The sequence below is a fragment of the Streptomyces polyasparticus genome (assembly GCF_014493765.1).
GTDB classification, from domain to species: domain Bacteria; phylum Actinomycetota; class Actinomycetes; order Streptomycetales; family Streptomycetaceae; genus Streptomyces; species Streptomyces polyasparticus.
In genome coordinates, this window is the sequence record NZ_JACTVJ010000005.1 from 365,216 (window position 1) to 386,060 (window position 20,845).

The 20,845-nt window shown below is 71.2% G+C and carries 18 protein-coding genes; 5 read left to right on the top strand and 13 right to left on the bottom strand.

The genetic code is table 11. The annotated features are described in order from the left end of the window. Nucleotides 1–9: 9 nt before the first annotated feature. The gene (locus tag H9Y04_RS46635) at nt 10–261 is read left to right on the top strand and encodes a hypothetical protein (protein WP_236070706.1); all 252 of its coding nucleotides are present in this window, start codon (nt 10–12) and stop codon (nt 259–261) included. Between the two features lie 18 nt (nt 262–279). Here H9Y04_RS46635 and H9Y04_RS10075 read toward each other — a convergent pair whose 3' ends face one another. Next, nucleotides 280–747 (bottom strand): hypothetical protein, encoded by a 468-nt coding sequence (locus H9Y04_RS10075; protein ID WP_236070707.1) that lies wholly within the window; start codon nt 745–747, stop codon nt 280–282. 297 nt (nt 748–1,044) lie between these two features. On the opposite strand from H9Y04_RS10075, the gene H9Y04_RS10080 reads away from it, so the two are divergent. Continuing rightward, nucleotides 1,045–2,121, top strand: coding sequence for a nucleotidyl transferase AbiEii/AbiGii toxin family protein (locus H9Y04_RS10080; protein ID WP_236070708.1), 1,077 nt, complete (start codon nt 1,045–1,047; stop codon nt 2,119–2,121). A 128-nt stretch (nt 2,122–2,249) separates the two neighbouring features. On the opposite strand, the gene gcl is transcribed toward H9Y04_RS10080, so the two are convergent. Further along, on the bottom strand, nt 2,250–4,034 hold the full coding sequence (gene gcl, locus H9Y04_RS10085; protein ID WP_187813762.1) for a glyoxylate carboligase: 1,785 nt from the start codon (nt 4,032–4,034) through the stop codon (nt 2,250–2,252). A 318-nt stretch (nt 4,035–4,352) separates the two neighbouring features. Here gcl and H9Y04_RS10090 point away from each other — a divergent pair, with 318 nt between their 5' ends. Beyond that, nucleotides 4,353–5,066: a hypothetical protein gene (locus H9Y04_RS10090; protein WP_187813385.1), complete on the top strand. Its 714-nt coding sequence runs from the start codon at nt 4,353–4,355 to the stop codon at nt 5,064–5,066. 46 nt (nt 5,067–5,112) lie between these two features. After that, the gene (locus tag H9Y04_RS10095; protein ID WP_187813386.1) at nt 5,113–5,658 is read left to right on the top strand and encodes a GNAT family N-acetyltransferase; all 546 of its coding nucleotides are present in this window, start codon (nt 5,113–5,115) and stop codon (nt 5,656–5,658) included. Between the two features lie 161 nt (nt 5,659–5,819). Here H9Y04_RS10095 and H9Y04_RS10100 read toward each other — a convergent pair whose 3' ends face one another. From H9Y04_RS10100 to H9Y04_RS10110, 3 genes are all read right to left on the bottom strand, one after another. Beyond that, entirely contained in the window at nt 5,820–6,335 is a 516-nt protein-coding gene (locus H9Y04_RS10100; protein WP_187813387.1) for a hypothetical protein, read from the bottom strand. A 126-nt stretch (nt 6,336–6,461) separates the two neighbouring features. Then, the gene (locus tag H9Y04_RS10105) at nt 6,462–7,379 is read right to left on the bottom strand and encodes a helix-turn-helix domain-containing protein (RefSeq protein ID WP_236070709.1); all 918 of its coding nucleotides are present in this window, start codon (nt 7,377–7,379) and stop codon (nt 6,462–6,464) included. A gap of 70 nt (nt 7,380–7,449) precedes the next feature. Next, a complete protein-coding gene (locus H9Y04_RS10110; RefSeq protein ID WP_187813388.1) occupies nt 7,450–7,809 on the bottom strand; it encodes a MerR family transcriptional regulator in 360 nt (119 codons plus the stop codon). Between the two features lie 119 nt (nt 7,810–7,928). Between H9Y04_RS10110 and H9Y04_RS10115 the strand changes: the two genes are divergently transcribed. Beyond that, the gene (locus H9Y04_RS10115) at nt 7,929–8,366 is read left to right on the top strand and encodes a hypothetical protein (RefSeq protein ID WP_187813389.1); all 438 of its coding nucleotides are present in this window, start codon (nt 7,929–7,931) and stop codon (nt 8,364–8,366) included. A 3-nt stretch (nt 8,367–8,369) separates the two neighbouring features. Here H9Y04_RS10115 and H9Y04_RS10120 read toward each other — a convergent pair whose 3' ends face one another. From H9Y04_RS10120 to H9Y04_RS10155, 8 genes are all read right to left on the bottom strand, one after another. Further along, nucleotides 8,370–8,906, bottom strand: coding sequence for a hypothetical protein (locus tag H9Y04_RS10120; RefSeq protein WP_187813390.1), 537 nt, complete (start codon nt 8,904–8,906; stop codon nt 8,370–8,372). Between the two features lie 110 nt (nt 8,907–9,016). Further along, a complete protein-coding gene (locus tag H9Y04_RS10125; RefSeq protein ID WP_187813391.1) occupies nt 9,017–11,512 on the bottom strand; it encodes an ABC transporter permease in 2,496 nt (831 codons plus the stop codon). Then, nucleotides 11,509–12,324: an ABC transporter ATP-binding protein gene (locus H9Y04_RS10130; RefSeq protein ID WP_187813392.1), complete on the bottom strand. Its 816-nt coding sequence runs from the start codon at nt 12,322–12,324 to the stop codon at nt 11,509–11,511. The genes H9Y04_RS10125 and H9Y04_RS10130 overlap by 4 nt, the downstream gene beginning before the upstream one ends. Nucleotides 12,325–12,503: 179 nt before the next feature. Next, nucleotides 12,504–15,527 (bottom strand): alpha-mannosidase, encoded by a 3,024-nt coding sequence (locus H9Y04_RS10135; protein WP_187813393.1) that lies wholly within the window; start codon nt 15,525–15,527, stop codon nt 12,504–12,506. Between the two features lie 49 nt (nt 15,528–15,576). Further along, complete coding sequence (locus tag H9Y04_RS10140; protein WP_187813394.1) at nt 15,577–17,628, bottom strand: endo-beta-N-acetylglucosaminidase; 2,052 nt, start codon at nt 17,626–17,628, stop codon at nt 15,577–15,579. A gap of 26 nt (nt 17,629–17,654) precedes the next feature. Next, nucleotides 17,655–18,896: a glycoside hydrolase 5 family protein gene (locus tag H9Y04_RS10145; protein ID WP_187813395.1), complete on the bottom strand. Its 1,242-nt coding sequence runs from the start codon at nt 18,894–18,896 to the stop codon at nt 17,655–17,657. Nucleotides 18,897–18,937: 41 nt separating this feature from the next. Beyond that, complete coding sequence (locus tag H9Y04_RS10150) at nt 18,938–19,840, bottom strand: carbohydrate ABC transporter permease (RefSeq protein WP_187813396.1); 903 nt, start codon at nt 19,838–19,840, stop codon at nt 18,938–18,940. Next, nucleotides 19,837–20,832 carry a carbohydrate ABC transporter permease gene (locus H9Y04_RS10155; protein ID WP_187813397.1) on the bottom strand — a complete coding sequence of 332 codons (996 nt, stop codon included), beginning with the start codon at nt 20,830–20,832 and terminating at the stop codon, nt 19,837–19,839. Before H9Y04_RS10155 ends, H9Y04_RS10150 begins: the two co-directional genes overlap by 4 nt. Nucleotides 20,833–20,845: the final 13 nt, after the last annotated feature.

Genomic DNA, 20,845 nt, shown 5'->3' on the forward strand with positions numbered 1-20,845 from the left:
CTGCTCATCTTGCTGCCCAGCGTCGCGATGCAGGGTGGCCCTGCTCCGGAGTCGGTCTTCGCGCCGCATCCCGTGGCGCAGGGCGCCGACGAGCGTGCCATGACCACCACGGTGCTCGGTCTCGCCGCCATGTTCCTGCGCCAGGCCCGCCGACCGGCACCGCCCGGACTGCCGACGCTGCGCCCCTTCCAGCAGGCCCAGGGCGAACAGACACTCGCGTGGCTCAAGGAGCGGCTCGGGGAGCGGTCACCGGCGCAGTGACGCGGGCCGGCCGTGCGGTCACGTCGGAGGCACCCACACCGAGGACGCGGACGCGGTCCTCTGGGAAGGCACCCACCCGGACCCGGTCCTCTCCTGCTCGCCGAGCACCCGCTGGATGCGGATCATGTCGACGGACTCGGCGAGCAGTTCGTACTCCGTCGTGTCGTCCCGGGCGATGAACCGCACCAGGCGGCCGCTCGCCAGGTCGGCAGCCGCCTGTTCCTGTTCTGCCGCGCTGTCGCGCCAGGCGCGCAGTACACCGGGGACATCGGGTGCATCCCGCGCCATCAGAACCAGTGCGCCAGGTGGCAGCCGGCCGGTGTCGGGCGTCGGATCGAGCCGTTCGGCGATCCAGGTCGCCCGCTCGCGCAGCCACCACAGGGCGAGTGGCAGACTCGGCGCGCGATAGGTTCCGAGCGGTACGCCCACCTGCTCGCCGCCGCAGACGCCGTACGCGGTCACCTCACAGAGGAACTCCTCGTGCATCGCGGCCCCCCAACTCCCCGCGGGCAGTGACAGCCGGCCGCGCAGGTCAACACCCCTGCTGCCGTACGGCTATTGTGCGCTCACGGTGCGTGTCCGAATATGCTTTCGGCAACCAATGGCCGGATCCCCTCACTCTCCGCACCAGCCCGTTCACTAACCCCCTTGCCAACAGGCCGAGTTGACCCTCCGCTCCCGCCCTTCCCCACTGCCCCGCCCATGCCGGATGGCTCAAACGCCCCACTGTCACACCCGGGGCTTACAGTCCTCCTGCGTCACATGATCAGGAGGGGTGGGGGCATGCGCGGTACGAGCGGCACAGGCGGCGGGGCCGGGCCCGCGGGCGCGGCCGCGGCGGCGCGGCGGGCCGTGCTCGACCATGTACTCGGCCTGATCGCCGCGGCGCCGCGGAGCGAGATGCTGGCGCTGCGCGGCAGCATGGTGATGCCCGCGTGGGCGGGAGAACGAGCGCGCGAGCCGGGGGATCTGGACTTCGTCGTCCTGCCACGGCTGGGCACTCCCCCGGACCCGTTGGACCCGCACCCGTACGTCGACTCCTTCGCCCTCGTACAGGAGTGGCCCGAGGCGCTCGGGGGTGCGGCGGGGGCCGAGATCTGGAACGACGGGGAGGAGCAGTACGAGAGGCGCGGCATACGGGTACGGGTGCCGCCGGAGGGGCTGCGCTGGGAAGGGCCCGCGGAGGGCAGCGAGGACGAGCCCTTTCCCTCTCACGAGGATCTGCTCGAGCTGATACGCCGCCGGCCGGAGGTCCCGGGTGCGGGGATCGTCCTCGACGCCGAACGGGCACAGCCGGACGAGCTGTGGGGATACGACCACGACTGCGCGTGCGACCACGTCCGGGAGGAGAGCGAGGGCGTGGGCTCGTACGTCTGGAAGCCGTGCGGGTGCGTGCGGACAGGCGGGTCGCGTCTCCACATCCCCTGGCACTGCGACAGCGGGCCGGGCGGCCGTGTCCAGCTGGACTTCGCCTTCGACGAGACGTTCTCCGAGCCGCCCGTGTGGACGCTGATCCCCCGCGCCGACGGCGGGGCGCCCACCGTCGTGCAGTGCGCGAGCCGTGAACTGTCGCTCGGCTGGAAGCTGTTGTGGCTGCACGCCGACGCCGCGGCGGGCCGGGGCCCTCAGCCCAAGGATCTGTACGACGCCGTCCTGCTCGCCGAGGACCCCCGGACCCGACCGGCGCCACGACTGCTGAGGAGGATCCTGCGGTCCGCCGCCCCGACCGGGCTCGCCTCTGCGCTCTCGTGCGACGAGGCGGACTGGGCACAGTTCGCCGCGGCACACCCGTACGCACAGGGCACGGCCCGGAGTTGGACGGAGCGGCTCACCGCGCGATTGCGGCACCTGACGCCCTGAACGGCCGGGCACTCCGAAGAGCCGGGCACGCCGGAGAGCCGGGCACGCCGGAGAGCGGGGCACGCCGGAGGGGGCGGCCCACTCCCCCCGAGTGGGCCGCCCCCTCAACTACCGTCCCGTGTAAGGCCTCAGGCCTGGGCCTTCAGCGGCAGGATCGCCGTCGGCGCGTGCCAGTCCTCGGTCGCGACGTCCTCGAACTCCTTGACCGCGGAGATGTCCGCCGTCGGGCTCATCGCGATGTTGGTGACGCGCTCCAGGATCGCCTCGACGACCACCGGCACCTGGTGCTCCTGCGCCAGCTTCTTGGCCCGCTCGAACGCGTCGGCCAGGTCCGCCGGGTCGGTCACGCGGATCGCCTTGCAGCCGAGGCCCTCGGCGACCTTGACGTGGTCCACGCCGTAGACGCCCAGCTCGGGGCTGTTCTGGTTCTCGAACTCCAGGTTGACCTGGAAGTTGATGTCCAGACCGATCTGCGCCTGACGGATCAGGCCCAGGTAGGCGTTGTTCACGAGGACGTGGATGTACGGGATGCGGTGCTGGGCACCGACCGCGAGCTCCTCGATCATGAACTGGAAGTCGTAGTCGCCGGAGAGGGCGACGACCGGGCTGTCCGGGTCGGCCTTGGCGACACCGAGCGCGGCCGGGATGGTCCAGCCGAGCGGGCCCGCCTGGCCGCAGTTGATCCAGTGGCGCGGCTTGTACACGTGCAGCATCTGCGCACCGGCGATCTGGGACAGACCGATGGTGGTGACGTAGCGCGTGTCCTTGCCGAACGCCTTGTTCATCTCCTCGTAGACGCGCTGCGGCTTCATGGGGATGTTGTCGAAGTGCGTACGGCGCTGCAGCGTGGCCTTGCGGTCCAGGTGCGAGGCGACCCACTCGGAGCGGTCGGGCAGCTTGCCCTCCGCCTTGAGCTCCTTGGCGACCTCGACGAACAGCTCCAGGGCGGCCTTGGCGTCCGAGGCGATCCCGTAGTCCGGGGCGAAGATCTTGCCGATCTGGGTGGGCTCGATGTCCACGTGGACGAACTTGCGGCCCTCGCGGTACACGTCCAGCTTGTAGCCGGTGTGACGGTTGGCCCAGCGGTTGCCGATGCCCAGGACGAAGTCCGACTCCAGGAACGTGGCGTTGCCGTAGCGGTGACCGGTCTGCTGGCCGACCATGCCGGCGTTGAGCTCGTGGTCGTCCGGGATGGTGCCCCAGCCCATGAGGGTCGGGACGACCGGGGTGTTGGTGAGCTCGGCGAACTCGACGAGCAGGTCGGAGGCGTCGGCGTTGATGATGCCGCCGCCGGCGACGATCAGCGGACGCTCCGACTCCAGGAGGAACTGGATCGCCTTCTCGATCTGGGCGCGGGTCGCGGACGGCTTGTAGACCGGCAGCGGCTCGTACGTCTCCGGGTCGAAGTCGATCTCGGCGAGCTGGACGTCGATCGGCAGGTCGATGTGGACCGGGCCGGGCCGTCCTGAGCGCATCAGGTGGAAGGCCTGCTGGAAGACGCCCGGGACCTGGGCGGGCTCGAGGACCGTGACGGCCATCTTGGTGAGCGGCTTGGCGATCGAGGCGATGTCGACGGCCTGGAAGTCCTCCTTGTGCAGGAGGTGGCTCGGGGCCTGGCCCGTGATGGCGAGGATCGGGATCGAGTCGCCGGCGGCCGAGTAGTGGCCGGTGATCATGTCGGTGCCCGCGGGGCCCGACGTACCGATCGCGACGCCGATGTTGCCCGCCTTGGTGCGGGTGTAGCCCTCGGCCATGTGGGTCGCACCCTCGACGTGCCGCGCGAGGGTGTGGTCGATGCCGCCGACCTCCTTGAGGGCCTTGTAGAAGGGGTTGATCGCGGCGCCCGGCACTCCGAACGCGTTCGTCACACCTTCGCGCTTGAGGATCTCCACTGCCGCGTGGGCGGCTGTCATTCGAGGCATCGCGTAACTCCTGCGTCCAGGCCGGTCCGAGCCGGTCGGCTATCGGGCGCTTCCGCTCGCGGTCCCGGTCGATGTCCGGCCGCTTTCCGTAATGCGGAAGTTTTCTTCTGCTATATGGAAGCAATGTAAGAGCAGGCCGAGGGGGGAGTCAAGGGGCTTCGGCGCGATGAACGTGCCCGAATCCCTCCCCAGAGCTTGGTGTTTGGTGGACGATGAGAGCGGCACCGGGTCCCGTTCGTCGGTTCGTACGGGATGCGTGCGGGATACGCGCGGGATGCGGTCGGGATCCGTACGGGAGGGGGGACGTCGATGTCCGGAGGCATTCCGGTGCGCTGTCCGCGCTGCCGGACCGAGCACCTCTACGCACCGCACGTCTACCCCTGCACCTGCGGTGCGCCGGTCTCGCCGCCGCTGCAGCGCGGCGCGCAGCCCACCCTCCTCACGTATGTGACCTGGGAGGACGACTGGGTCACCGTCCGTTGCGAGTCCTGCGGACGGCTCGACCAGTGGCCTCAGCCGGAGCTCGGCTGCGACTGCGGCGCCCTGCTCCGCGTCCCCGTGAAACCCGCCTCGGCGGGTCCGGCCCCCGGCCATGCGCCGCTGCCGCTGCACATCCCGCTGGCGCCGACGGCGCCGGCGCCCCGTCCCGCGTTCCACCCCGTGACGATTCGCACAGCGCGGGACGCCGTACAGGCCGCGGCGCTGTATCTGCGCTGGCTCGGTTACAAGGAGATACGACGCACCGAGCAGCGCGCCGCGTCCGGTGTGGGCCTGGTGGCGCCCGGGCTGCGGGCGCAGGTGGAACCGACGACCCGCTCGATGAGCCTGCGCGATGTCGAATGCCTGTGGCTCGCCGCGCTCAACGACTCCTCGGTCCCCGTCTGCTTCTCCCTCGCGGGCTACACGGACGACGCCCGGGCCCGCGCCGACAGCCTGGCGGTGCCACTGTTCGTCCTCGATCTGACGGGCACACCCCAGCCCGTGAACAGCCCGGCGGACGAACTGATCAGCACAGGCGCGTAGTTGAGGCTCTGGGGCGGGTCCTGCGCGCCACGGCGATACTGGACGCATGCGTATCCGTCCGGCCACCGCGGCCGATCTCCCTTTGCTGCAGGACATCGAGCGGGCGGCCGGTGAACCGTTCCGTGCGCTGGGCATGGCCGCGATCGCGGACGACGAGCCGCCGTCGGCCGAGCAGCTCACGGCATTCGTCCGGGCCGGCCGTGCATGGGTGGCGGTGGACCGGGACGGGAGCGATGACGCACCCGTGGCGTATCTGATCGCGGAGCAGGTGGACGAGGCGCTGCACGTGGAGCAGGTGTCCGTGCACCCGTCGGCGGCGCGGCAGGGCGTGGGGCGTGCGCTGCTCGACCGCGCGGCGGCGTATGCCCGCGCGCAGGGGCTCGGCGCGCTGACCCTGACGACCTTCGCCGAGGTGCCGTGGAACGCGCCGTACTACCGGCGGCTCGGGTTCCGTGAGCTCGGCGAGGACGAACTCGGGCCGGGGCTGCGGAAGATCAGGGCGTACGAGGGTGAACTGGGGCTCGACCGCTGGCCGCGGGTCTGCATGAGCCGCCCGGTCCCGCACCAAGCGGACCGCCGACCGGCGCGATGACGCGATGACGCGATGACGCGATGGCTCGATGAATCGATGACGCGGTCACGCGGCGACTCGGTGACTCGGTGACTCGGTGACTCGGTGACGTGAAGAAACCGGGCGGGCCGCTGGTCCGGCCCGCCCGGCCCCCCGTTTCGGGAGTCGCCTGCCCAGGGCGGCTAGGAGGCGACGCGTTCGCCGGTCGGCTCGGCGACGACGATCTGGAGGTGGGCGGGGGCGTACTTGCGCGCCTTGCCCAGCATCTTGTCCAGGTCGAACTTGTGGCGCTGCACGGCCACGTACAGCGGCGCCGGCATCGCGGGGTGCGGCGGCAGCACGGCGGCGCCGGCCGGCAGCATCGCCCGCTCCTGCAGCCGTACGCCGATGAGGGCGTCGCCCTGCGCAGGGGTGGCCACCACGAACTGGCTGACGTCGTGCCACGGCAGCAGCACATGGCCGATCCGCACGCCGGCGGCGTCGAACTGGAACAGGATCCGCTTGGCGTCGAACCACTGCGAGATGAAGGGGATCGCGGCGACGATCACCACGCCGCCCTTCATGTCGAGCGCCCAGCCGAGCAGCGCGGCGAGCGCCACGATGCCGATGATCGAGCCCCAGAGCCCGGCGAGGTCCTGCGGCGAGAACGGACGCGTGACCTTGTAGCGCTCCCAGCGGCCCCGGCGCTGATTCGACATATGGGTCCCCCTGATGACGGTGTGGCCGATCGGCCGCTCCGCAGCGGACGATCACGTTCAGGGACGTTAGGGAATCGGTGCTCGGTCTGGCTTGGACGAATTTGACCTCGCGCCGGAAACCGCCGCTCAGAGCGCCACGGCGCCTTCCGTCATACGGGCCGCGGCGATCTGGCCGGGGGTGATGGCGGCCAGGGCCCGGAACTCCCGGTTGAGGTGCGCCTGGTCGTAGAACCCGCAGGCGGCGGTGAGCGCGCTCAGATCGACCGCGCCGCGGGCCATGAGCCCGGTCGCGCGGTGGAATCTCAGCACCCTGCCCGCCGTCTTCGGCGTCAGCCCGACCTGCTGTGTGAACTTCCGTACGAGATAGCCGTGGCTCCAGCCCGTCTCCTGGGCGATCCGGGCGACGGGCAGATTGCCACCCGAGCGTTCGAGCAGCTGCCAGGCGTGGGCCACCTCGGCGGCCGGCTCGGGTCCCTCCGCGAGCCGGCGGAGGAGTGCGGCGTCGAGGAGATCGAAACGCTCGGCCCAGTCCCGGGTGTGGGAGAGCCGTTCGACCAGCTCGCCTGCGCGCGGTCCGAGGACGTCCGTCAGCTCGACGACGGTGTTGGTCAACTCCCGCATGGGCAGGGCGAAAAGCCGGTACGCCCCCAGGGGCGTGAGCTCGAGGCGGATCGCCTCCTGGCCGCCGGGGTGATCGGCGATCCGGGGTCCGTCCTCGAGGCCCGCGATCAGCGAGCCGACCACCCGGACGCCCGGATCGTGCTCGCGCTCGGCGAGACGGTGCACCTGGGCGAACGGCTCCCCGAGGCTGAGGAGCACGACGGCCCGGCCGCTGGGCACGATCCGCACGCGGAACGGGGTGGCGGCGGCGTCCCAGTAGCCGGCGTAACTGCGCAGGTACGGGCGCAACGTGTCCGGCCAGCGCCGGGTGACACGCAGCCGCCCCGCGCCGAGCGCCACCGCATGCACACCGCGCGTGTCCTGCACGTCCCGCATGCCGTGCACGCCCGGCCTGTCCACGACCGTGCCGCCGCCCAGCGCCATGACTCCTTCTTCTCCCCTTCGACTCCGGTGGCGGGCATGATGACATGCCCAGGTGAGCGGACGGTGCGCGCTAACGCGCCGTCGCCCGCAGGGGACAGCCGGAGCCCACGCGGGCGTCCAGCTCCTCGCGCAGGACGGCGAGCTCGGCCATCCGCTCGTCGACCACGCGGAGCTTCTCCTCGAACATCTTCGACAGGGCGGCCGCGCTGTCGGGGGCGTCGCGCAGCTGCTCGCCGGTGCGGGCGATCTCGGCCAGCGTGAACCCGAGGGTCTGGGCGGTCCGTACGTACTGGAGCCAACTCACCGTCTCCGGCGCGAAGTCGCGATACCCGTTCGCGAGCCGCTCACCGGCGACGAGACCGTTCTTCTCGTAGAAGCGGATGGTGTCCTTCGACAGACCGGTCCGGGCGGCCAGCTCTCCGATACGCATGACACTCCAGGGGACGTGCGGGACTCGGACTTGACCTTGGACCGTACTCCACTGTTTAGCGTCGGGGTGTCGCTGTCCGAGGGGCGGGCTCGAACTCCCCCCGAACTCCCGAAGTTACCGTGCCGCTCTTCCCCTCCCTCACCTCTCCGTCCTACCTGCGCCTGGTCCGGGTCAGCGCCCGGTACGACCTGTTCGTGGCCGCCGGCTTCGCCACCCCGTGGACGTACGAACTCGTCCACCGCGCCCTGACCGCGCTCACGGAGACCTTCGGGCTCGGCACGCACCCGGCCCTCACGCCCATGGAGATCCTCTACGCCAACCTGATGGGCTCCCTGATCGTCGTCTGGTCCGTACTCCGCATCCGCCGGCCATCGGCGGAGTACGGCCTCTACGACGGGGCGTCCCGCGTCCTGTTCTCCCTGGGCATGGCCTACGCCCTGGCCGGCGGCCTGCCCTCCTACCTCTGGGCCTTCCTCGCCATCGAGCTCACCTTCGGCATCACCCAACTGGCACCGTGGCTGCGAGCGGCCCTCACCCGCCCGCAGACCTCGTCCTGACGCTCAGCGCCGCTGCGCCGACGCAAATCCGGCGAGCGCGTCGAAGTCCGGTTCACACAGGCCGATGCGCGGGTTGACGTGATGGAGCAGGGCCCGGCCGGGATGGTGGCGGGACACGTAGGTGTCGTCCAGGACACTCTGTTCGTCGTCGACCCAGGCGAAGTCACGTCCGGCGGCATGGGCGACCAGAGGCGCGGTCTTCCAGTGGACGCCGTCGGGGCGTTCGGCGAGCAGCGCGTCGCCGAAGTCCACGTACGGGAACTCGGGGAGGCCGAGGACCGGGGCGATCCAGCGATTGGCATCGGCCATCCAGGTGGTGGCCCAGCACAAGTCGTAGTCCAGCGCGAGCAGTTGGGGGCCGTGCCCGGGGTGAAGCCACACGCGGAGCGGACGACGGCGCAGTCCGTGCCCGCCACCGCGCCGGCCGGTGTCGTCCAGGGGGACGCGCAGGGTGGTGTACCCCTCCGGCCGCTGCTGCGCCTTGGCCGCGTAGGGGTTGAGCGGACCATCGACGTCGAGGTAGAGGAGCGGTCTGGGCATCGGTTTCCCCCCGGAAAGCCATGGTCGCCGGGTCCGGCCGCCGCGGATGCGGGAGCCGGGCCCGGCGGCCGGTGCAGGGGCAGCAGCCTAGTGATCCGCCCGGCACCCCCTCACGCGCGGCGCTCGCGCAGGGTCGTCCGGCCCGGGAGGGTCACCGCGAGGAGGGCGAGTGCGACGGTGGACGCGGCGAACGTGGCGTACAGGAGCGGGGGGATGTAGGGGGACTCCCCCGTCAGGCCGCGCATCATCGGGGTCAGGGTGATCAGGGCGATGGCGGTGCCCAGGGCCACACCCGTCACCGAGACCAGCAGGCTCTCCCAGTGCAGCATGCGCAGGACCTGGCGGCGCGTGGTGCCGACGAGGCGGAGCGTGGTGAGTTCGCGGCGGCGGTCGAGGACCGTCATGACCAGCGTGTTCGCCGCGGCGATCGCCGCGAACCCGCCGAGGACCGCGGCCATCATGGAGTTGGTCCAGGCGCCGAGCCGGCGGTCCACGTTCCGCGCGGCCGCGTAGCCCGAGGCGTCCGTGACTTCGCCGAGCGTGGTGAGCGGGCCGGCGTCACCGCCCGAGACGAGCAGTGTGCTGTCGAACGGCGAAGTGACATGGCCCGCGAGCGAAGCCCGGTCCATGGTGACCGCCGGCAGACCGAGACCTCGGCCGTAGACGGCGACGACTTCCGGCCGGGACGCAGTGCCGTCGGGCAGACGGAGCGACAGCCGGTCGCCCGTCTTCACCTCCGCCGCGGTGGCGAGGGTGGTGTCGACGGCGATTCTGTCCGGACCCACCCGGTCCAGGCTTCCGCTGCGGACGTCCAGGTCCTGCACCTCGGCCAGTTGGGCGCCCGAGCCCGAGATTCCCTGGGCCGCCGCTGCCTGCAGCGAGGTCTCGCCGCCGGAGTCGACCGGCACGAGGACCTGCGTCTCGAGCAGGCCCACCGCCGCGTCGACGCCGCGGACGCGGGCCGCCCGGTCGACGGCGTCGGCGGGCAGGCCCGCCGGGTGGGTCACGACATGGTCCGCCGTGAGGCCCGCGCGCAGCTGCTCGGCGGCGGCCCTGCTCTCGCTGGTGTGCATGAAGACGAGGGTCGAGGCGAAAGCCATCGCGAGCACGATCGGAGTGATCGCGGAGGCCGACCGCCGTGCGTTCGTACGGGAGTTGGCGGCGGCGAGGGAGGCCGGGGCTCCCCCGCCGCGCAGCAGCAGTCCGAACAGCGCGGCGCACAGCCGGGCCAGGAGCGGGCCGAGCAGGGCGACCGCCAGCATGAAGAGCATGACGACGCCGAGGGAGGCGTTGGCCGCGTCCGCGCCGGCCGTGGAGGCCGCGACACCGGCGAGTGCCGCGCCGCCGCCGAGGGCGCAGAACCCCAGGACCGTACGGACGACGCCCGGCCGCAGCGGCTCCACCGACGCTTCGGCGAGCGCCTGCCCCGGCTTGATCTTCGCGGGCCTGCGTCCGGCCGTCCAGCCGGCGCCGAGCGCGGTGAGCAGCCCGGCCGCGACCGCGGCGGCCAACGGGAGCCATGTGACCTGGAGTTGTACCGCCTCGGGGACGGCGCCGCGGTCCTTCAGCTGCCCGAACCACCAGCTCGCCAGGCCGATCCCCGGCAGGGAGCCGAGTACCCCGGCGAGCGGTGCGACGAGCAGCGCCTCGGCGGCGACCGCACGCCGGATCTGCCGCGGAGTGGCGCCGACGGCGCGCAGGAGCGCGAACTCCCGGGTGCGCCGGCCGACGGCGAGCGCGACGGTGCCGGCGGCGGTGAAGACGGCGACCAGGGCGGCGATCCCGCCGAAGGAGCCGCCGAGCGCGGTGAGCGTCTCCTTGGCGTACGCCAGGCCGTGGTCCTCGGCCCCGCCGCGGGCGTCGCCGGTGAGCACCTGGGCGCCGGAGCCCTTGAGGGAGTTCTCGACGGCAGTGGCGAGTGCGCCGGTGCCGGTGCCCTCCTTCGCCAGTACGGCGATGGCGTCGGCCTTGCCGGGGTGGCCGGCGAGCGTGTCGGCGCGCGTGTCCGCGAACCAGGCCAGGGGACCGCCGGCCCTCGCGGTGTCGCCCGGTCCGGCCTCGGCAAGACCGGAGATCCTGAACTCGCCCCGCCCAGCGGCCGTTTCGAGCGCGACGGTGTCACCGACGCCGGCCTTCGCGGTACGGGCCGCGGCGGCGTCGAGCACCACCTCGCCCGCGCGCGGGGCGGAGCCCTTGGTCAGCGCGGTCCCGGTGAAGGCGCCCGCGCCCCAGCCGTGGCCGGTGAGCGCGGCGCCGTCCAGACGTACCGGAAAGGTGAGGTCGGGCACCGCGGCCTCGACGCCCGGGGCGCGGGCCGCCTTCGCGGCGAGAGCCTTGTCCACACGGGCGGTGTCCGGCAGCGGGTACGAGGTCTCCTCGGGGCCGTCGACGGTGTCGGACACGACGCGGGCGGACTGGTCGGCCGCGACGACGACCGGCGCCCGCGCGTACCGCTCGGCGGGCACCGACGCGCGGATACCCGTCTCGAGCAGGATGCCGCAGGCCGCGACGATCAGCGCCGACATCATCAGCGCGACGAACGTGCCCGCGAAGGAGGAGGGTTTGAAGCGGACGGCGGCGCGGGCCAGGCCGTTGGGGCGCGTCATGCCGCGGCACCCGCCATGACGCCGCGGCCCGTGAGCGCGGTCATCCGCGCGGCGATCTGCTCCGCGGAGCCGTGGTCGAGCCGGTCCGCGAAGCGTCCCTCGGCGAGGAACAGGACGCTGTCCGCCCAGGCCGCCGCGGACGGGTCGTGGGTGACCATGACGACAGTGGCACCGAGCTCACGTACCGCGTGCCGCAGGAGACCGAGCACCTCGGCGGCGGTCCCCGTGTCCAGGGCGCCGGTCGGCTCGTCGGCGAACACCACGTCGGGGCGGGTGATCAGCGCACGGGCGACGGCCACGCGCTGCTGCTGCCCGCCCGAGAGTTCGCCCGGCCTGCGCCGCGCCTTGTCGGCGAGGCCGACCTGTGCGAGCACCTCGGCGGCACGCCGGCGGTCCTGGCGCTGTCCGGCCAGACGCATCGGAAGGAGCACGTTCTGCTCCACCGTCAGCGAAGGCAGCAGGTTGAACGCCTGGAAGACGAAGCCGAGGCGGCTGCGGCGGAGCTCGGTCAGCTTGTTCTCGCTCATCCCGGTGATCTCCGTGCCACCGAGGCGCACCGATCCGGCCGACGGACGGTCGAGCCCGGCGGCGCACTGCAGAAAGGTGGACTTGCCGGATCCGGACGGCCCCATGACCGCGGTGAACGATCCCCGCGGCAGCGCGAGATCCACCCCCGCGAGCGCCTGTACGACGCCCGCGCCCCGCCCGTACTGCCGCCGGACGCCCCGCAGCTCGACGGCGAACCCGGACGCGACGTCCTGCACCCCCGTGCCCGCCTCCGCCTGCTGCCGCCTGCCCCTGCGCACCTTCATGTTCCGCCCTCTCGCACTGCGCTCGATCCGACGCCGCGGAGTGTGCGGGGGCGACCGCCCGCGGGTCGTCATACCCGGGAGCCAATGTGGAGGTGATACCGCAGTAGGGGGTGCGCCGCCGGTGGAACGGCACCGGGCCCATGGAGTCACCTCCGTGGGCCCGGCTCTTGGAAGGAACGTCAGCGCGTGAAGCGCAGCGTCACGAGCTCGAACGGTCGCAGGGACAGGGCGACTTCGCCGTTCTCGACCGTGGAGGACGGGGCGTCGGCGAGGGGCCGCTCCAGGAGATCCGTCGCGACCACCGACGTCACGTCCAGGCCCGCCCGGAGCGTGGTGCGGGCTCGGCCGCCCGCCGCCTCGTAGAGGCGGACGATCACATCGCCGGAGCCGTCGTCCGCGAGCTTGACCGCGCTGACCACGACCGCGGGCGAGGCGACCGTGAACAGCGGGGCGACCGGGGCGGCGCCCGTCACGCGGCGTTCGGGCAGGTTGATGGCGTAGCCCTCGCGGACCGCGTCCACCACGGTGGCGCCCGGGACGAGGGCGTAGCGGAAGCGGTGCACGCCCTGGTCGGTTTCCGGGTCGGGGAAGCGCGGGGCCCGCAGCAGGGACAGGCGGACCGTCGTGGTCGTGCCGGAATCCGAGGCGCGGACCGTGCGGGTCACGTCGTGGCCGTACGTGGAGTCGTTGACGAGGGCGATGCCGAAGCCCGGCTCCTCCAGGTGGACGAAGCGGTGGTTGCAGGCCTCGAACTTGGCCGCCTCCCAAGAGGTGTTGGTGTGCGTGGGCCGGTAGAGGTGGCCGAACTGGGTCTCGGAGGCGTACCGGTCCGCGTGCACGTCCAGCGGGAAGGCCGCCTTCAGGAACTTCTCCGTCTCGTGCCAGTCCACCTCCGTGGCGATGTCCAGACGCTTCGCGCCCGCCGACAACGACAGCACCTGAGTGACGCGGGACGAGCCGAAGGACCGTACGACCTCGACCGAGACCGCCGACGGGTCCTCGCCCACCACGCGTACCGCATCGACGTCGGTCAGGTCCGTGACCACGTTGCGGTAGAACTCGTCAACGTCCCACGCGTCCCACATGTTCGGGAAGTCCGGATGGATCTGGAGCAGGTTGGCCGCCGCGCCCGGCGCCAGGGTTTCGCGGGCGGCTTCGAGGTCGTACGCCGACACCACCAGGCCACGGGCGTCGATCTCCACGCGCAGCAGCCCGTTGTCGAGGACGAAGCCCCCGTCCGTACGGGAGGAGAGGGCGACCGAACCGGCCACGGCGGGCGCATCCGCACCACCGGGCGCGACACCCGAGCGTTCGTGGGCCGCCGCGTTGAAGACCAGCTCTGTGGAGCCGGGGCCGGCGAGTGCCTGCTGGGCGGCGGCGATGATGCCGTTCAGCTCCTCGGCCACCGCCGCGTAGGTCTTCTCCGCCTCGCGGTGCACCCACGCGATCGACGACCCGGGCAGGATGTCGTGGAACTGATGCAGCAGCACCGTCTTCCAGATCCGGTCCAACTCCTCATACGGATACGGGAATCCGACCCGCACCGCCGCCGTCGCCGCCCACAGCTCCGCCTCACGCAGCAAATGCTCCGAGCGCCGGTTGCCCTGCTTGGTCTTCGCCTGGCTCGTCAGTGTCGCGCGGTGCAGCTCCAAATACAGCTCACCCACCCACACCGGCGGCTCCGGGTACTCCGCCTGCGCCTTCGCGAAGAACTCGGCGGGCTTCTCCCACACGACCTTGGCCGAACCCTCCAGATCCCGCATCCGCCGCGCCTTCGCGATCATCTCGCGAGTGGTGCCACCACCACCGTCACCCCACCCCGTCGGGGCCAGGGAATGCTTGGCGACACCCTTGTCCTTGAAGTTGCGTGCCGCATGCGCGATTTCACGGCCCAGCATCGAGCAGTTGTAGGTGTCCACCGGCGGGAAGTGCGTGAAGATCCGCGTCCCGTCGATGCCCTCCCAGTGGAACGTGTGGTGCGGGAACTTGTTGATCTGCGACCACGAGATCTTCTGCGTGAGCAGCCACTTCGAACCCGCCGCCTTGATGATCTGCGGCAACCCGCCCGCGAACCCGAACGTGTCCGGCAGCCACGCCTCGTCGTTCTCGATCCCGAACTCGTCCAGGAAGAACCGCTTGCCGTGCACGAACTGACGGGCCATCGCCTCCGAACCCGGCATGTTGGTGTCCGACTCCACCCACATGCCGCCCGCCGGGACGAAACGACCCTCCGCGACGGCCTTCTTGACCTTGGCGTAGACCTCGGGCCGGTGCTCCTTGATCCACGCGAACTGCTGGGCCTGCGACATCCCGAAGACGAACTCCTCCTCGGTCTCCAGGAGGTTCGTCATGTTCGAGGTCGTCCGCGCCACCTTGCGCACCGTCTCGCGCAGCGGCCACAGCCAGGCGGAGTCGATATGCGCATGACCGACCGCGCTGATCCGGTGCGCCGAGGCGTCCGCAGGCGAGGACAGCACACCGACCAGCTCCGAACGGGCCGCCGCAGCCGTCCCGTTGACGTCCTGGAGATCGATCGCGTCCAGGCAGCGGTTCACCGCCCGCAGGATCTCGTAACGGCGCCCGCCCTCGGGCGACAGCTCCTCCATCAGCTCACCGAGCACCTCCAGATCCGCTATCAGCTCCCACACCTCACGGTCGAAGACGGCAAGATCCATCCGCTCCAGGCGGTACTGCGGCTCCGAGCCCGCCGTCTCCCTGCCCCCCAGCCACGTCGGACGGAAGGGCTTGTCTCCGAGCAGCACCGGGTTCGAGGCCGCCTCCAGATGCCACTCCACCTGCTCGCCGCCTGCGACCGCCTCGCCCACGCGCACCCACTGGTTGCGCGGATTGACGGCCTTCAGCGGCTCACCGGCCGGGGTGTAGACGAGGGCCTCGCACTGGAAGCCGGGCATCCGCTCGTCGAAGCCGAGGTCGAGCACGGCCTCGACGGTCTTGCCCGCCCACGAGGCCGGCACCTGGCCGGTCACCTTGAACCAGGTGGTGGCCCACGGAGCCCCCCATGCGTCGCCGACCTGTACCGGCTCGTGCGCCGCCGCCAGACCCTCCTCCACCGGCACCGGCTCACCGGGCGCGGTCCAGGCCTCGACCGTGAGCGGCACGGACTCCGGATAGACGGCGGGACGGATGCGCTCTTCGAGTACGCGCTTGAGGCGGGCCTCTACGAGGGCGCGGTCGTCGTGCATGCGGGGACTCCAACTTCCTTGAGGGAGCGGGTGTTTCAGGAGGGGTGACTTACCAGCGGTGGGTGGTGCTCACGGCCGCCGAGGTGCTGTACAGCTCCCCCACGGCCCGTACTTCGAAGCGGATCCGGGACTCGCCCTGCTCGGCGGTGAGACCTTTCACATACGCCGCGTTCGCGCAGGTCCCGGTCAGATACCGCCGGGTGCCGTCCGTGAGGACCCGGTGCAGCTCGTACTGCCGTACGCGGCCGGGGGCGGCCCCCCACGACAGCCGGAACTGTCCGTCCCCGGAGGCCCGGTCGACCTTGAGCCCGGAGGGTGCGGGCACGGTCTCCTCGGCGTCCTGCACGAGCAGCCCGCCGAGCCGCCACTGCACGGCTCCGCTGCCGGTCAGCCGTACCGCCAGACCGTGGATCGTGCCGGTGCCGAGCGAGGAGAGCCGGACGGTCGCCTCCGACCAAGGGGCATCCGGTGTGCCCGCCGAGAGGAAGGAGTACGTCAGCGGGTCGCCGGCCTTGTCGGGTTCGCGCAGGGCGACGCCCAGCTCGACCTGTACGTCTCCCGCGACCGCGCGCTGGGCGAGGCGGACCACCGTGGCGGCGTTCAACGGGAGCCGGGTGGTGTGCAGTTCGAGCACGACGGGTGCGTCGAGGGTGCCGTCCACCAGGACGGAGGAGCCGCCGCGCCAGGCGTCCGCGAAGTCGAACGTCACGGCGGGCCGGCTGCCCGTGGTGCGCACCACCCAGCGGCGGCCCGGCAGCACGTCCTGGAGCCCGAGCTGATTCCATGCGGCGTCCGAGCGGGCCACGCCCTCCTCGTACCACTTGAGGCCGTGTCCGGTGTTGAAGGTGCAGCCGAACGGCAGCGAGGTGACCGTGGACTTGTCGGCGACCGCGGTGGCCGGGGCCCGCCAGGAACCGCTCGACGGGCGCGACGGGTCGAGGGAGGTGCCGGTCCAGAACTGGTCGTCGGCCGCGTGGAACTGGCCGGGTGTGCGGCCCTGCGGCAGATGGTTGCGGGTCCACTCGGGCCGGTAGAAGCCGAGGGAGGTGACGTGGGAGCCGCCGCTCGGGAAGAGTGCCTCCCAGTCGACGGTCTTGTTCCAGCCGGAGGCTTCGACGTCCACGCCCGCCCACAGCTCGTAACGGGAGCGATCGAGGTCCTGCGCGAGCGCACCGGACGAACTCAGGTCACTGCTCGTCCAGTTGAAGTTGAGGAACATCGTGTCGGACTTCAGGAAGAAGTCCTGGTTCTGGCTGTTGAGGGCGTCCTGCCAGGACACCGAGCCGTTCTCGACCATCGAGTCGTACCAGGTGATCCGCAGCCCGTGCGGCTCCCCCAGACGCTTGAGCTCGGCGAGGAACGCGAGCATCTGCGCGGCGAGCGCCGCATCGCCGCCGCCGGTCTCGGCGTTCACGAACCAGCCGTCGAAGCCGTACGCGACGGCGACCTGCACCAGCTTCTCAGCGATCGGGAAGCGGCCGAGCGCGTCCTTCTGCACCAGGTCGCGGGTCCACTGCAGCTGGCCGCCGTACGCGGCCGGGGGCAGGAAGATGTTGCCGATGACCGGGACGCCGTGGCGGTGGGCGGCGTCCACGACCGGCGCGTTGGGCGCGAGAACGATGCCCTCGGCGGACGAGCCGCCCCAGAAGACCAGTTCGTCGATGTACGCCCAGTGGGTCAGGGCGTAGTAGTCGGCGGTGGCCGCGCCCTGGGAGGGGTTGGAGGCGGTGGTCTCGAAGGAGACGAGGGAGGCGATACGGCCCTGGCCCGCGCGGGCCGTGCCGTTCACGGCCACCGGGGTGAAGCGCTCGGCCAGGGGCACGGTCGAGCGGTTGTACGCGAGATCGGCGTCCGACTCGGGCGTCCAGCTCTTGAGGGAACGCCAGGTGATCCCTGCGCCGGGGGAACCGGCCGGCAGCGAGTCGGGGAACCAGTAGGAGGCGTACGGCTGGAGGTTCTCCGCGGCCTTCTTCTTGTCCTGCGCCGCGGCCTGAGCCGGCAGCGACGTGGCAAGCAGCCCGGCCGCGGCGGCGGCCGAACCGAGGACGACGGTACGGCGGGTGGGCCGGACCGGGGAGGAGGTGGGGCGTGACTGCGTCATTGCAGGGTTGCTCCTTGAGGGGGGAGTCAGTCGACCTCTTCAGGGCTGACCGTGGCGGTGATCCCGCGCGCGGCCAGGTGCTCCGTGTCGTGCTCGTGCTCGGCCAGGACCACGGCGGGACGCACGCCCTGTGCCGTCAGGCGGTGCCAGGCCTCGAAGAAGGCGCCGCCCGGGCCGCAGAGCGCACGCTGCGGCGAGGCGACGGTGTCCCCGGTGTCGAGGACCAGTGCGGTGGTGCGGGTGGCGGGCTTGTACGCGCGGCCCCTCCACTCCTCGACGATCCGCCGGATCGCCTCACCGGCCGGCTTGACCTCGCGGTCGTTCGTCAACAGGCCGAGGCTGTATTCGAGTTCGGGGAAGTCGGCGAGCTCGCCCGAGACGTCGTGCGAACACCACCAGGTCACACCCCACACATCGGTGCAGTCGAGCGCGTTGGTGATCGTCCGCGACGTGAAGTGCGCGGCGTGCTCGGCGGGGATGTGCGGCGCGGGGGCGCCGACCTCCTGCAGCCAGACCGGGCGCGTCATGTCCGTGTGCCAGGCGCGGGCCAGCTCGATCATGTACGCGGCGTGGTGCTCGGTGGCCACTCCCGTACGGCCGTGGCGCTGGGCCGTCCCGTTGAACACCCACGAGTGCACCGCGGTCGCCCCGCCGAGCCGCGCGGCCTGCGCGGGCGTGAACGGGTGGGCGTCCTGGTACCAGGCGGCGTCGTACTCGGCATGCAGATGGAACCTGCCGGGCGCGCCCGCCTCGCAGGCGGCGAGCATGCGCTCCAGCCAACTGGCCGCCTGCTCATGGGAGATACGGTCCGGGTCGGGGTGCGGATCGTGCGAGAACTGGTTGATCTCGTTGCCGATGGTCATGCCGAGGAAGTTCGGCCGGTCGGCGAGCGCGGCGGCCAGGGTGCGCAGGTACTCCTCCTGGCCGGAGATCACCTCGGGGTCGGCGAAGATGTTCCGCCGGTGCCAGGTCTGGGTCCAGGCCGGCAGGAAGTCGAAGCTCGACAGGTGCCCCTGCAGGCCGTCCACATTGACGTCGAGTCCGCGCTCGGCCGCCGCGTCGGCCAGCTGGACGAGCTGCTCGACCGCGCGCGGGCGGATCAGGGTGCGGTTGGGCTGGAACAGCGGCCACAGCGGGAAGACACGGATGTGGTCGAGGCCGAGCGAGGCGATCGAGTCCAGGTCGGCCCGTACGGCATCGAGGTCGAAGTCGAGCCAGTGGTGGAACCAGCCCTGGGTGGGCGTGTAGTTGGCGCCGAAGCGGGGCATGGGGGGTCCTTGCGTTTGCGTACGGGAAATGGGTGTCGGGGTCAGCCCTTGACGGCGCCCTCGCCCACCCCGCGGAAGAAGAAGCGCTGCAGGCAGGCGAACAGCACGATCAGGGGCGCGACGGCGATGATCGTGCCGGCCGCCACCAGGCGCTGGTTGTTCGCGAAGGTGCCGTGCAGATAGTTCAGGCCGATGGTGAGCGTGAAGTTGGACTGGTCGCTCAGCACGATCAGCGGCCACAGGAAGTCGTCCCAGGCGCCCATGAAGGCGAAGATCGCGACGACCGCGAGGGTGCCCTTGACCGCGGGCAGTGCGATCCGGGTGAACCGCTGCCAGGCGTTGGCCCCGTCGACGAAGGCGGCCTCTTCGATCTCGTACGGGATGTTGGAGAAGGCATTGCGCATCAGGAGCACGTTGAGCGCGCCGATGCAGCCGGGAAGCACCACACCCGTGAGGGTGTTGTTGAGGCCGAGTTCCCGCATCGTCATGAACTGGGCGATGATGATCGACTCGACCGGCACCAGCATCGCCATCACGAACGCGACCGTGGCGAGCCCCCGGCCGCGGAACGTCAGGCGGGCCAGGGCGTATCCGGCGAGCGCGGCGCCCACCACGTTGGTGAGGACGTTGGCGAGCGCCACCTTCAGGGAGTTGAGCGCGAAGTCCCAGACCGGGATCAGCTCGGCGACCTTGCCGTAGTTGTCGAAGGTCGGCTCGGACGGCAGCAGCTTCGGCGGGTAGCTGTAGATGTCCTCGCCGGCGCCCTTGAGGGAGGTGGACAGCTGCCACAGGAACGGGCCGACCATGATCGCGAACACGATCAGGAGCAGCAGGTACCGCAGCACCAGCTTCCACGCCGGGGGCCGGCGGCCGCCTTCGGCGAGGAACTTGTCCCCGATCGACTTCCGGCGCCTGGCGCGGTCGCCGAGGGTCTGCGCGCTCATGCGTCGCCCTCCTTCTTGTCCGCCTTCAGCACGAGCAGCATCAGGCCGAGGGTGATCACGAAGACGACGACGGAGATCGCGGAGGCATAGCCCACGCGGCCGCTCAGACCGGTGCCGACCTGCTTGATGAGCATGACCAGGGTGGTGTCCTCGCCGCCCGGACCCCCGTTGGGTCCGGCCATCAGATAGACCTCGGAGAACACCTTGAAGGCGTTGACCGAGGAGAGCGCGGCGACCAGGACCATCGTGGAGCGCACGGCCGGCACGGTGACCGTGAAGAAGCGGCGGATCGCACCGGCTCCGTCCACGGCGGCCGCTTCGTGCAGCTCCTTCGGTACGTTCCCGAGCGCGGCCATGTAAATGATCATGTAGTAGCCGAGGCCCTTCCAGACCGTGACCAGCATGGCGCTGATGAGCAGCAGCCACTGGTCGCTGAGGAAGGCCACGGGCCCGACCCCGATCGCGCCGAGCACGGCGTTGACCAGACCGCGGTCGTCGAGCATCCAGACCCAGATCAGGCCGACCACGACGACGGAGGCGACCACCGGGGTGTAGAAGGCGGAGCGGAAGAACGAGATGCCCGGCACATAGCGCTGCACCAGCATCGCGAGCAGCAGCGGCAGGATCACCAGCGGGGGTACGACGCCCACGATGTAGAGCAGGCTGTTGCGCAGCGCGATCCAGAACATGTCGTCGTGCCACAGCTCTTGGTAGTTCGCACCGCCCACCCACTTGCCCGCGATCAGCGTGCGCTGGTCGGTGAACGAGCTCGACACCGTGGAGAAGAACGGGAAGAGCACGAAGCCGCCGATGATCGAGAAGCCCGGCAGCAGGAACAGCCAGGGCGTGCTCGGCAGATGTGTGCGGATACGGCGCCGCCCGGGCGGGCCCGCGGGACGCGGGCCCTTGACGGGGGCGGCGGGTTGCGAGGGGGCGGTGGCCGGTCCGGTCTTCGCGACCGGCGCACCGTTCCTCGTCGACGTGTCACTCATGTCGTACGGTCCC